The organism is Actinokineospora spheciospongiae, assembly GCF_000564855.1.
GTDB lineage: Bacteria > Actinomycetota > Actinomycetes > Mycobacteriales > Pseudonocardiaceae > Actinokineospora > Actinokineospora spheciospongiae.
Window position 1 is genome coordinate 46,560 of the sequence record NZ_AYXG01000131.1, and the last position, 11,782, is coordinate 58,341.

At 73.2% G+C, this 11,782-nt stretch carries 13 protein-coding genes; 4 read left to right on the forward strand and 9 right to left on the reverse strand.

What is annotated here, in order from left to right:
• Positions 1-10 precede the first annotated feature (10 nt).
• The 4 genes from UO65_RS17860 to UO65_RS38650 form a co-directional block, all read right to left on the reverse strand.
• On the reverse strand, positions 11-586 hold the full coding sequence (locus UO65_RS17860; protein ID WP_035284005.1) for a hypothetical protein: 576 nt from the start codon (positions 584-586) through the stop codon (positions 11-13).
• Positions 587-617: 31 nt separating this feature from the next.
• Positions 618-1,184: a hypothetical protein gene (locus tag UO65_RS17865; protein WP_035284007.1), complete on the reverse strand. Its 567-nt coding sequence runs from the start codon at positions 1,182-1,184 to the stop codon at positions 618-620.
• 318 nt (positions 1,185-1,502) lie between these two features.
• Positions 1,503-2,486 (reverse strand): DUF6301 family protein, encoded by a 984-nt coding sequence (locus UO65_RS17870; RefSeq protein WP_035284009.1) that lies wholly within the window; start codon positions 2,484-2,486, stop codon positions 1,503-1,505.
• A 71-nt stretch (positions 2,487-2,557) separates the two neighbouring features.
• Positions 2,558-3,769 (reverse strand): PucR family transcriptional regulator, encoded by a 1,212-nt coding sequence (locus UO65_RS38650; protein WP_035284011.1) that lies wholly within the window; start codon positions 3,767-3,769, stop codon positions 2,558-2,560.
• Positions 3,770-3,869: 100 nt separating this feature from the next.
• Here UO65_RS38650 and UO65_RS17880 point away from each other — a divergent pair, with 100 nt between their 5' ends.
• Entirely contained in the window at positions 3,870-4,715 is an 846-nt protein-coding gene (locus UO65_RS17880) for an SGNH/GDSL hydrolase family protein (protein ID WP_084175780.1), read from the forward strand.
• Between the two features lie 126 nt (positions 4,716-4,841).
• On the opposite strand, the gene UO65_RS36800 is transcribed toward UO65_RS17880, so the two are convergent.
• From UO65_RS36800 to UO65_RS17905, 5 genes are all read right to left on the reverse strand, one after another.
• Positions 4,842-5,024 carry a hypothetical protein gene (locus UO65_RS36800; RefSeq protein ID WP_035284013.1) on the reverse strand — a complete coding sequence of 61 codons (183 nt, stop codon included), beginning with the start codon at positions 5,022-5,024 and terminating at the stop codon, positions 4,842-4,844.
• A gap of 247 nt (positions 5,025-5,271) precedes the next feature.
• Positions 5,272-6,444 (reverse strand): cytochrome P450, encoded by a 1,173-nt coding sequence (locus tag UO65_RS17890; RefSeq protein ID WP_035284044.1) that lies wholly within the window; start codon positions 6,442-6,444, stop codon positions 5,272-5,274.
• Positions 6,445-6,461: 17 nt separating this feature from the next.
• On the reverse strand, positions 6,462-6,662 hold the full coding sequence (locus UO65_RS17895; RefSeq protein ID WP_035284015.1) for a ferredoxin: 201 nt from the start codon (positions 6,660-6,662) through the stop codon (positions 6,462-6,464).
• A 47-nt stretch (positions 6,663-6,709) separates the two neighbouring features.
• Entirely contained in the window at positions 6,710-7,351 is a 642-nt protein-coding gene (locus UO65_RS17900) for a TetR/AcrR family transcriptional regulator (RefSeq protein WP_035284045.1), read from the reverse strand.
• Between the two features lie 2 nt (positions 7,352-7,353).
• Complete coding sequence (locus UO65_RS17905; protein WP_035284018.1) at positions 7,354-8,565, reverse strand: cytochrome P450; 1,212 nt, start codon at positions 8,563-8,565, stop codon at positions 7,354-7,356.
• 185 nt (positions 8,566-8,750) lie between these two features.
• Here UO65_RS17905 and UO65_RS17910 point away from each other — a divergent pair, with 185 nt between their 5' ends.
• From UO65_RS17910 to UO65_RS17920, 3 genes are all read left to right on the forward strand, one after another.
• Complete coding sequence (locus UO65_RS17910; protein ID WP_035284020.1) at positions 8,751-10,169, forward strand: MFS transporter; 1,419 nt, start codon at positions 8,751-8,753, stop codon at positions 10,167-10,169.
• Positions 10,170-10,265: 96 nt separating this feature from the next.
• Positions 10,266-10,589, forward strand: a complete 324-nt coding sequence (locus tag UO65_RS17915; protein WP_035284022.1) for a DUF6300 family protein — start codon at positions 10,266-10,268, stop codon at positions 10,587-10,589.
• A 14-nt stretch (positions 10,590-10,603) separates the two neighbouring features.
• Positions 10,604-11,530 (forward strand): LysR family transcriptional regulator, encoded by a 927-nt coding sequence (locus tag UO65_RS17920; protein ID WP_035284024.1) that lies wholly within the window; start codon positions 10,604-10,606, stop codon positions 11,528-11,530.
• The last annotated feature ends 252 nt before the right edge of the window (positions 11,531-11,782 follow it).

Here is an 11,782-nt window from a genome sequence, read left to right on the forward strand (position 1 = left end):
GCCCCGGCGGTCAGGCGAGCCCGTAGCGGTAGATCGACGTGTGCAGGTCGAACAGGTGCCACGAGTTCGGCGGGATCGTCCACGAGCCCGCGAAGGCGCCCTCGGAGGTGCCGTTGTCGACGTAGGCCACGTGCGTCAGGGTGTCGCTGGGGTCGTGGTTGGCGACGCTGAACCCGTTCAGCGCGTGGTGGTAGTCGGGACTGCCGACCTCGAACACCTGGCCCTCGCCACCGCACACCGCACCCCGCCAGCCGATGCCGCCGACCAGGGCGTCGATGCAGAGCTGGGTCAGGCCCCACTGCTTCACGCGCAACGCCTGGAGCTGGTAGTACCAGGGGGAGACGATTGAGCTGCCACCCGGCCTGTAACCGGAGGGGGTGTAGTCGCCGCACCGCCACTCGGTCCACACCCCGTTGATGCCGCGACCGGAGATGCAGATCAAGTGCGACCGGCTCTCCGAACCGGCGGGGCGGTCGGGGCCGTAGCGGTCGTACCAGGTCGCCGACGCGGGCGCGGCGGTCGCGACGGCCGCGGTGAGCACCGCAGCCGCGACGACCGCGGCGCGGCGGAACCTCTTGCCGATCATGTCGTGCCTCTCTGCAGGGGGTGGGCGCGGTTCACAGGACCCAGAAGCCCTTCATCGGGCCGCCGAGGTCGAACAGGTACCAGGACTCGGGTCCGATCAGGGTCGGCGACGGCCAGTTCCAGTTGTCCGACCGCTTGGCCTCGAAGGAGATGAGGTCGCTGGGGTGGTAGTTGGCGATGCTCAGCCCGTGGATGTAGTGCGAGTTGTCCGGGCTGCCGACCTCGAACACCTGGCCCTCGCCACCGCATTGCTGACCCCGCCACCCGAGGCCGCCGACCAGGGAGTCCACGCACAGCAGCGGCAGCCCCCACTGCTTGAAGCGCAGCGCGGTGATCTTGCCGCCCGAGCCGTAGACCCACGGGTCGGCGTTGCCGTCCCACCCGGTCTCGGTCTGCTGGGCGCACTTCCACCGGCTCCAGGACCCGTTGGTGCCACGGGCCTGGTTGCACACGGTGTGGTTGGAGTACACGGCGCCGGGCGGGAAAGCGGGCCCGTACACGTCGGTCCAGGACGCCGACGCGGGCACCGCGGTCCCCAGAACGGCCGCGGCGGTGGCCAGTGCCATGACCGCGAACCGGCGGATCTTCTTGCCGAACATGGAGTCCTCCAGTCCGGGGGTGGGCCCGGCCCACCCCGTGAACGCCCCGATCTGAGCGATGCCCCGACCCTCCCACCCTCGGATGGTCACCCTCTGGACATCGACTGGACGGTTCACCGGGCTCGGATCAGGGGCCTCCAGCGGGTGCGGAGGAGCAGCAGCGCACGGCGGCGCCGCGACCACCGGCAGCGGCAGCCTGCCAACCGCGGCGCACCCCGCCGAGCCGAGCGATCGATGCCCGCCCGTCCTTCCTCCGCCTGCCCCGGCGCCCCGGGGGCCTGTCCGGACAAGCAGCCCAGGTCGGGTCTCGGACCCGGATCAGTCGAGTCCGAGTACGGGAAACTCCACCGCGGCGGCGGCCCCCGCACCCGGCGGTTCGCACCACGCGCGGTACCGGAGTCCATCCGGGCTCGTGATCCCGTACGCCCCGTGCAGTGCCGCGGTGCAGCACCGAGCGAGCTGCACGAACTCGTCCGTGAGCGCGGGGCGCCGGAGCGAGGACGTCCAGTTGGGTTGCGCGACGTCCGGCGCGGTCCACCCGGTCCGGCGCAGCAGGTGCTCGTCGGCGTCCCGCACGACGTCCGTCGCCGGTGCTTCCGCGTCGAGCAGGTCGGGCGCTGCCGCGAACTGCACGTACCGCCTGGGGTCCGCCGCCGCGTGGACGATGAGGAAGACACGGTCGGTCACGTCGCGGAACGCGTCCGCGAGGCGTTCGGTGAACAGCTCCCAGTCGTGCGCCATCCTCCACGGCACGGGGGGCGTGGTGGTGGACCGGGACCCCGGGTCGTCGGACGCGACCGGTTTCGCCCCTTCCGATCCGCGGTGGTCGGCCCGCTCGAAGCCCTCGACGTCCTGCGGGGTGTGGAACACCGCGCTGAGGCTCCTCGCGGTGAGGTTGAACGAGATCCGCCCGCCGGACGCGGTGTCCCAGTCCGCGGACGTCGTCCCCTCCCCGTCGCGCAGCGTCGGCACGCCCCAGCGCCCCTCCCCTTCGCGCACCGCCAGGGCGAAGGCGTCCCCGAGGAACCGCCTCGACCCGGGGGTCACCTCGCGGATCGTGTCCGCGACGTTGAGCTTGAGGTAGGACAGGTCGCCCTTGGAGCCGATGGTCGACACGTCCGGGACGGTGAACCCGGACACCGTGTTCATGAGGTAGGAGGTGCCGTCCTCGACCTCGGTCGTCCACCCGAACCGCTCGACGGCCCGCTGCTGCACCTGGTCGCGCGTGAGCGGCCAGGGCGCGGCGTCCCAGAAGTCCACGAGGTCGCACACCTCGGCCGGGGCCATCGCCTTCCACGTCACTTCTCGATCATCTCCTCGCAGTGTCGCGCACCAGTCTCGCAGGCGGTGACGCGTGGACGACTCGGGCAGGCTCAGGGGCTGCCTTCAGCGGCGTGGGCGGCGAGGGCGGCGGTCAACTTGAACAGGTCGTCGTGCCGGGTCGGGTTGAGCGACGTCAACTCCGCGATCCGGCGGATGCGGTAGTCGATGGTGTTCGGGTGGACCTGGAGCCTGCCCGCGGTCTGGCGGCGGTTGAGGTTCGTCGCCAGGTAGAGGCGCAGGGTGGGCAGCAGGTCGGGTTTGTCGAGCAGCGGCGTCAGCAGCGCGGCCAACTGTCGGCGGGCGGGACCGGGCCGGGTCAACTGGTGCTCCAGCAGCAGGTCGTCGAGGCGGTGCAGGCCCGGTGGGCGGTGGAAGGCGGTGGCGACCTCGCGGAGTTCGGCGGCGAGCCGGGCGGCGGCGGGCACGTCGGCGGGGGCGCAGTGCGTGGCGCAGGCCAGGACGGGGGCGCCCGCGGCCTTGCCCAGGGCCTCGACGAGGGCGCGCAGCCACGCCCACGGGTCGGGTTCGTCCGGGCACGGGACCAGCAGCAGGCCCTCGTCGGCGGAGACGCGGGCCAGGGCCGGGTGGGCGCAGCGGCGGTCGAGTTCGGCGCGGACGCGGCGGGTCTTGCGGCGGCCCGCCACGGCGGCGTCCACCCCGGGGTCGAGTTCGTCGGGGTGCGGGTCGATGGCGGCGGAGACGACGAAGTACGCGGTGGGCAGGCGGATGCCGGTGCGCCGGGCGGAGACCTCCGGGTCGGCGCCGGAGAGCAGCGCCGCGAGCATGGTCTGGTTCTGGGTGTTGTCCTCGCCGACGAGGGCCTGCCGCTCGGCCAGGTACCCGGCGGCCACCTCGGACACCGCCACGCACAGGTAGTCCAGCAGCGATCGGTGCACCACCGCCATCTCCCCCGGGTCCGTCTCCGGGAGCAGCGCGTCGACGCAGGCCTGCGCGCCGAGGTGGTAGGCGCTGAGGACGGCGTCGATCGGCAACCCCTCCTCGGCGCGCTTGGCCGCCGACGCCCGGATGGCCGCCAACTGGGCCGGTTCCGGTGGTCGCCCGGTGCGCAGGCCGCGGGCGAAGCCGCCGATGATCTGCTTGACGATCCGGTGCACGTCCCCGTCCAACTCCTCGGCGGGCAGCCTGCGGTAGACCGGCAGCCGCTCGGCCAGGTGCCCGGTGACGGTGGCCGCGAGCCCGGGCAGGTCGGCGAGCAACCGGGCGGCCAGCGACTCGGCAGCCGCGGAGTTGTGACCGGTCACAACAGCATCTCCCGGAACTCTGGCGGAGGTCCCAGCCGGACACCCCCGCGTTTGGCGGGATCATAAACGCGCCGGTAACACCTCACCCCTTGGAGCACCAGTGCCGCGGCCCAGGTTGATCAGCACCGCCCCCGTCCTCGCCCTGCTCGCCTGCGTCGGCCTCGGCGCCACCACCGCGGGCGCCGCCGACCCGCTGGAGTACGTCGCCCTGGGCGACTCGGCGGCGGCCGGGCCGCTGATCCCGCAGGTCGACCCGAACCTGCTGTGCCTGCGCTCCCGGGACAACGACTACCCGGCCGTCGCAGCCCGCACCCTCGGCGCCAAGCTCACCGACGTCACCTGCTCCGGCGCCACCACCGCCCACTTCACCTCCCGCCAGTTCGGCCTGGTGTCCCCCCAGTTCGACGCCCTCAAGCCCACCACGGACCTGGTGTCGCTCACCATCGGCGGCAACGACGTCAGCCTGGTGCAGCTCACCCTGGGCTGCCTCAACCTCCTGCCGGAACCGCTGGGCCGCTCCTGCGCCGACCAGGAGGCCGCCAAGGGCAACCCGACCGCCGCCAAGATCGACGCCTGGGCCCCCGCCCTCGGCACCGCCCTGGACACCATCCACGCCCGCTCCCCCCACGCCAAGGTCGTCGTCGCCGGCTACGGCACCTACATCCGCCCCGGCGGCTGCCACCCCACCCAGCCGATCTGGTCCCGCGACGCGGACTTCGTGCAGAGCCTGGTGAACCGCCTCAACGCCGCCCTGCGCACCCAGGCCGAGGCCCACGGAGCGACCTATGTGGACATCGCCGCGGTCAGCGAGGGCCACGACACCTGCGCCGCACCCGCCCAGCGCTACCTCGAGGGGCTGATCCCCACCAGCCCCGCCGCGCCGCTGCACCCCAACGCGGCGGGCATGGCGGCCTTCGGCGCCGCGGTCGCCGCCGCCGCGCGCTGACACCCCAGGCCGGGCTCGACCCGCGGGTCGAGCCCGGCCCTGCCGCTGCACCACCGGCGGCGCGGGGCGGAAGCGTTGTCGAGGGGCGAGCAGCCCCCACAGGCCGAAGCCCGCAGGGGTGCGCGGCTACACGACCCGGTGGAGCCGGCCCCGGGTGTCGGGGCGGGTGCCGAACTGGATTCCCACGATGTGTTCGCGGGTGGCCGGCGTGGTCGCCCCGGGGATGCCGCCGCCGACCGCCTGGGTGTAGCCCCGGCCTCGGAACTCCAGGATCGGGGTGATGACCGCCGCCGTGCCCGCCGCGAACATCTCGGTGACCGTTGAACTCTGGGCGGAACAGCCAAATGCTGTCGTCGGCGTGGCGGAATGCCTTAGCCATGTGGTCGGTGAAGACCTTGCCGAAACCCGGGTCCCGCACCGCCCGCTGCCGGGCCTCGGCGGGCACCGGGTCGGGCGCGGGGGTGTGGGTGAACGTGGTCATGGCGGCCTCCTCGTCCGGTGTCCGCGTCCTGTGGGGAACGCAGTCCACACCGCACGCGGGGTCGGGGAGGTCAGATCACCAGCGGACGGGGAGTTCGTAGACGCCGTACACCGCCCCGTCGTGCTTGAACGGGACCTTGTCGAGGTCGGTGGCCAATTCCAGGGTGGGGATGCGGCGGTAGAGGGTGCTGTAGACGACCTGGAGTTCCAGGCGGGCCAACTGCTGCCCCAGGCACTGGTGGACGCCGAAGCCGAAGGCGAGGTGCCTGCGGGCGTCGCGGCGCAGGTCGAGGCGGTCGGGGTCGGGGAAGACCTCGGCGTCGCGGTTGGCGATGTCGTTGGCCATGATCAGGCCCTCGCCCGCGCGGATGACCTGGTCGCCGACGGGGATGTCGGCGGTGGCGACGCGGCGGCGGCCGCTGTGGGTGATGTTGAGGTAGCGCAGCAGTTCCTCCACCGCCGAGGCGACCAGGGTGGGGTCGTCGGAGTCGCGCAGGAGGGCCAGTTGGTCGGGGTTCTCGAAGAGGGCGAGGGTGCCCAGGGCGATCATGTTGGCCGTGGTCTCGTGCCCGGCGATGAGCAGCAGCACCCCCATCTGCGCCGCCTCGGACCGGGTCAGCTCGCCCGCCTCCACGCGGGTGGCGAGGCCGGAGAGCAGGTCGTCCGCCGGGTGCTCCATCTTCGTGCCGACCAGGTCGTCCAGGTAGGACATCAGCTTGCCCATCGCGGCGGTGCGCTGCTCGGTGGAGACGTCGCGCTTGACGATGGTCTTGCTGCTGTCCTGGAAGTACTCGTGGTCGGCGTACGGGACGCCGAGCAGTTCGCAGATCACCAGTGACGGCACCGGCAGCGCGAAGGCGTCGACCAGGTCCACCGGGTTCGGTCCGGCCAGCAGTTCGTCGACCAGGTCGTCGACGATGCGCTGGATGGCCGGGCGCAGGGCCTGCACCCGCTTGGTGGCGAACGGCGCGGTCACCATCCGGCGCAGCCTGCCGTGCTCGGGGTCGTCCATCAGGATGAAGCTGATCGACGTGCCCCCGGGCGGGATCGGGGCGGAGCTGGGGTAGCCGGGGCGGGTGATGTCGGCGCTGACCCGGGGGTCGGCCATCAGCGCGCGCTGCTCGGCGTGCCGGGTGACCAGCCACGGAGTGCTGCCGTCCCACAGGCCGACCCGGGCCAGCGGGCCCTCCTCCTGCTTGGCCCGCGCGGCGGGCGGCGGGTCGAACGGGCACCCGGGGGCGCGCCGCATGGGGAACAGCTCCGCGCTCACGGGCCCTCCGCGATCTCGATCGCGGCGGCCGGGCAGACCTCGGCGGCCTCGCGCACGGCCTCGTGCAGGTCCGGCCGCGGGGCGGGGTCGAGCAGGACCACGATGCCGTCCTCGTCGCGCTGGTCGAACACGTCCGGGGCGAGCAGGACGCACTGGCCCGCTCCGCAGCACCGGTCCTCGTCCACCGTCACCTTCATCGTCGCCTGCTCCTTCGTCGTGGTGGTGCGTTCGGGTTCCGGGCCGGTCAGGTGACCGGGGCCTGCCAGAGGCAGGTGATCGCGTCGATCAGGCCGGTCCCGGCGTCGTGCCAGGTGGCCCTGGGGGTGGGGGTGCCGTCGGCGAGGGCGCGTTCGCGTTCGGCGACCATGTGCACCATGAGCTGCCGGGCCATGTCGCCGCGCTCGGCGCGGACGTCGGCGGGCAGGTCGGGCAGGCAGCGGTGCAGCCCGTCGAGGATCTGCCGCAGCGACGGCGCCTCCAGCGCCTCCTCGATCATGATGCCGCGCAGCGCGGGGTCGGTCATGACCTGCGCGCCGAAGCGGGCGAACCAGGTGGGCCCGACCGCGCCCGCCAGGTGGTCGGTCACCGGGCGCACCAGGCAGGCCACCCAGTCGCGGATGTCGGTGGAGCCCGCGCAGGCGGCCACCATCCGCGCCCGCAGCACCTCGGTGGGTTCGGAGTGCCTGCGGGTGATGGCCCGGACCAGGTCGGCCTTGGTGCCGAAGTGGTAGCCGACGGCGGCGTTGTTGCCCTGGCCCGCCGCCTCGCTGACCTGGCGGTTGGACACGGCGTAGACGCCGTGCTCGGCGAAGAGGCGTTCGGCGGTGTCGAGGATCTGGTCGCGGGTGGAGACCGCCCGCTCGGTGCGCACCGTTCGGCCGGGCACGGTCACCACCTGACCGGGAGTTCGCGCAGCCCGCCGACCGCGAGTCCTTCGACCCGGCGCAGCTCGGCGGCCGGGACGGCGAGTTCGAGGGTGGGCAGCCTGCGGACCAGCACGTCGAGGACCGCCTGCAACTCCGTGCGCGCCAGCGCCTGGCCCAGGCAGGAGTGCGGCCCGACGCCGAAGGTCAGGTGCGGGTTGGGGCTGCGGGCGAGGTCCATGTCCTCGGCGCCGTCGAAGGCGGTGGCGTCGCGGTTGGCGGCGGCCATGCTGCACACCACGGTGGTGCCCGGCGGCAGGTCGGTGTCGGCGACGCGGGCGCCCTCGGTGAGGAACCGGGGCATGCCGAACCCGGGGTTGGCGTCGAACCGCAGCACCTCCTCCACGGCGGTGCGCACCAGCGACGGGTCGGCCACCAGCCGCTCCCAGCGGGAGCGGTCGGCGAGCAGCATCCCCACCATCTTGCCGATCATGTTCGCCGTGGTCTCGTGCCCGGCGACGAGCAGCGCCTGCCCGGTGGCGACCAGTTCGCCGTCGGTGAGGCCGCCCTCCTCCTCGCTGCCCGCGATGAGGGCGCTGAGCAGGTCCTCGCCCGGCGCGGCGCGCTTGGCCGCGACGTGCTCGGTCATGTAGGCGCCGAACTCGGTCTGCGACCGGCGGATCTCCGCGAGGTCGTAGCGGGTGAGGTTGAGCAGCGTGTCGGACCAGTGGGCGAACCGGTCGCGGTCGGAGTCGGGCACGCCGAGCAGGTCGCAGATGACCCACACCGGCAGCGGGAAGCCCAGGTGCGCCTTGAGGTCGGCGGGGGCGCCCGCCGACCTCAAGGTGTCGATCAGCTCGTCGGCCAGCGCCTCGATCTGCGGGCGCAGCGCCGCCATCCGCTTGGCGGTGAACCAGCGGCCGACCGCGCGCCGCCACCGCTGGTGGCCCTCGCCGGTCTGCGGGAGGGCGTTGGCCATGTTGCTGTTGAACACGCCGCCGGACTCGTCGCTGGAGATGCGCGCGGCGCCGGGGGCGGTGCGGGCGAAGCGGGGGTCGGACAGCACCTGCTTGACGTCGTCGTAGCGGGTCAGCAGGGTCGCGGTGTCGCCGCTGGGCAGGGTCACCGTGGCGACCGGGCAGCCGGTGCGCAGCTCGGCCCACTCCGGTGGCGGTTCCAGTGCGGCCGGGCTGGGGATCGGGTACTCCAACACGTGATCGTCATCGACGTGCGCCACGGGTGTGTCCTCCTCGACAATCGACCTCGGTCCGTCACCACCTAACCGCCCCTTGCTACGGTAAGTCAAGCAACTGACTTAACTCCTGGTTCCCCGCTCCCAGCCGGAGGCTGACCGTGTCCCGTGCCGCTGTCCCGAACAGCGCTGTCCCCGGCGGAGCCGCCGACCAGCCCGCCGCAGCGGCGGTGATCCCGCCGTCGCGGGCGACCTCCGTGGTCGTGGTGCTGGCCTTCTCCGGCATCGTCGTCGCGCTGATGCAGACGCTGATCATCCCGCTGGTCCCCATGCTGCCCCGGCTGTTGCGGGCCGACGCCGCCGACGCCACCTGGGCGATCACCGCGACCCTGCTCGCGGGCGCCGTCGCCACCCCGACCATGGGTCGCCTCGGCGACATGTACGGCAAGCGCCGGATGCTGCTGGTCAGCCTGGGCCTGATGATCACCGGCTCGGTCGTCGCGGCGCTGAGCGACACCCTGCTGCCCATGGTGGTCGGCCGCACGCTGCAAGGCCTGTCCTCGGGCGTGATCCCGCTGGGCATCAGCATCATGCGCGACGAACTGCCCGCCGACCGCCTCGGCTCGGCGACGGCCATGATGAGCGCTTCCCTCGGCGTCGGCGGCGCCCTCGGCCTGCCCGCCGCCGCCCTGCTGGCCCAGTACACCGACTGGCACGTGCTGTTCTGGGCGTCGGCGGGCTTCGGCGTCGTGGCGCTGGCCCTGGTGCTGTCGCTGGTGCCGGAGTCGCAGGTGCGCACCGGGGGCCGGTTCGACGTCGTCGGCGCGCTGGGGCTGTCGGTCGCGCTGATCTGCCTGCTGCTGGCGATCTCCAAGGGTGCCGCGTGGGGTTGGGGCAGCGCGCTGACGCTGTCGCTGTTCGGCGCGGCCGTGGTGGTCCTGCTGCTGTGGGGGCGGTGGGAGCTGCGCACCCGGCAACCGCTGGTCGACCTGCGGACCACCGCGCGCAGGCAGGTGCTGCTGACCAACCTGGCCTCTGCGGTGTTCGGCTTCGCCATGTTCGCCATGTCCCTGGTGATGCCGCAACTGCTGCAACTGCCCACCGCCACCGGGTACGGCCTGGGGCAGTCGATGCTGGCCGTGGGCCTGGTCATGGCGCCGTCCGGTCTGGTCATGATGGCCACCGCGCCGCTGTCGGCCCGCGTGTCGCGGCTGCGCGGCCCGAAGACGACGCTGATGGTCGGCGCCGCCATCGTGGCCGCCGGGTACGGGATCAACATCGTGCTGATGTCGGCGACCTGGCACCTGGTACTGGTGTCGTGCGTGATCGGCGCGGGCATCGGCTTCGCCTACGGCGCCATGCCCGCCCTGGTCATGAGCGCGGTCCCCAACTCGGAGACGGCGGCGGCCAACAGCCTCAACACGCTGATGCGCGCGATCGGCACCTCGGTGTCCAGCGCGGTGGCGGGGCTGGTGCTGGCGCGGCTGACGATTCCGTTCGGCGACACGGCCCTGCCGTCGCAGGGCGGCTTCCGCATCGTCATGGCGATCGGGGCGGGCACGGCCCTGGTCGCGCTGCTCATCGCCTCCTTCCTCCCCCGCCGGGTGCCCGCCCTGCCCCCGGCCGAGCCGGTTCCCGCCGCCGCCTGACAACCACCGGTTGTCCACGGCTCGCGTGTCGTTTGTTGGACACCGGTCGCCCCGGTCGGCTCGAATGGGCATTCGAGCCGACGAGAGGGGCGACCGGTGGGGCACGGCGGACCGGGGTGGGAGGTCGACCTGGTCGCGGGGTTGCGCTGCCACCGGTGCACGGGCGAGGTGGTCTGCGCGGTGCGCGTGCCACATTCTTTCCTGCGCGCCGACGGCACCGAGGTCGGCGGCACCCGGCTGGTCGCCCTGTGCCCGGATTGCGACCGGGGTCGGGCGGGCGCCGCGCCGGTGATCGCGTACTTCCGGGCGCACGGGCGGGTCGTCGCGGACCGGGTGGAGGAGTTGGCCGGGCTGCTGCGCGAGTGGGTGGCGGACGTCGGACCGGCTCGGGCCGGGGACCTGGAACACTCGGCGCGCTGACACGGGAGGTGGGCGTGGGGGAACTGGACCTGGGCGCGGTGCGGGCCTTCGTGGCGGTGGCGGAGAACCGGCACTTCGGTGAGGCGGCGGTGGAGCTGGGGATCACCCAGCAGGCGGTGTCGAAGCGCGTCGCCAAGCTGGAGGCGGACCTCGGCACCGTGCTGCTGTCCCGGCTGCGCACCGGAACCGGCCTGTCCCGGGACGGGGACCGGTTCCTGCCGCACGCGCGAACCCTGTTGGAAGCGGCGGACCGGGCGGCGGTGGCGCTGCGCCGAGACCGCCCCCTGCGGGTGGACGTGCTCGACACCCGGCTGACGACCACGGAACTGATGCGCGCCTACCACGAAACCGGGGTGGACATCGACGTCGTCACCTCGGACGGCCTGCGGACCGCGCGGTCGACGCTCAGGGCCGGGACGGTGGACGCGGCCTTCGCGCGGGTGACCGGCCCGCTGGACGGGGTGCGGAGCACGCCGGTCCACCTGGAGCCGATGGAGGTCCTGGTCGGCACCGGGCACCCGTGGGCGGGGCGCGGGGCGGTCACCATGGCCGACCTGGCGGGGGTGACCGCGTGGATGCCCGGCAACGAGCGCGGCAGCGAGTGGGCCGAGTTCTGGGAGGTGGTGGGCGCCGAGTTCGGCGTGCGGATCGACACCACCGGCCCGAACTTCGGCTACGAGCACCTGGTGGCCGCCGTCGGCGCGAGCACCGACCGGATCAGCTTCATCGGCGAGCAGTGCCGGATGCCGGAGCACCCCGGCGTGGTCCGGCTGCCGGTGCACCCGCCGCGCCCGGCGTACCCGTGGTCGCTGCTGTGGCACCGCCACAACCGGCACGCCGCGCTGCCGGGGCTCATCGCCCACGTGCGCGCCGGGTTCCGCCCGCAGGACCCGGCCCAGGTCTGGCTGCCGGACGCGGACCTGCCCGCCTTCCGCCCCTGACCCACCACGCACAAAGCAGATCCCCCACCCCGACCACCCGCCACCCCCGACACACACTGGCGCACCAACAACAACCAGCCACCCCGAAAACCGCCAGCCCGGCAAGCAAACGCCCGGGTAGGTGGGTGGATGCGCTCGGCCAGCCGACCACCCATCAAACGGCGGCCCGGCCACAAAAGCGCCCGGGTGGGTGGAGGTGCTCGGCCAGCCGACCACCCAACAAACCGCCAGCCCGGCCACAAAAACGCCCGG

What these genes read in the sequence shown, in the direction of transcription:
- UO65_RS17860 (WP_035284005.1), bottom strand. Translation starts at nt 586, where the DNA reads ATGATCGGCAAGAGGTTCCGCCGCGCCGCGGTCGTCGCGGCTGCGGTG.
- UO65_RS36800 (WP_035284013.1), bottom strand. Translation starts at nt 5,024, where the DNA reads ATGTTCGCGGCGGGCACGGCGGCGGTCATCACCCCGATCCTGGAGTTC.
- UO65_RS17890 (WP_035284044.1), bottom strand. Translation starts at nt 6,444, where the DNA reads ATGCGGCGCGCCCCCGGGTGCCCGTTCGACCCGCCGCCCGCCGCGCGG.
- UO65_RS17895 (WP_035284015.1), bottom strand. Translation starts at nt 6,662, where the DNA reads ATGAAGGTGACGGTGGACGAGGACCGGTGCTGCGGAGCGGGCCAGTGC.
- UO65_RS17865 (WP_035284007.1), bottom strand. Translation starts at nt 1,184, where the DNA reads ATGTTCGGCAAGAAGATCCGCCGGTTCGCGGTCATGGCACTGGCCACC.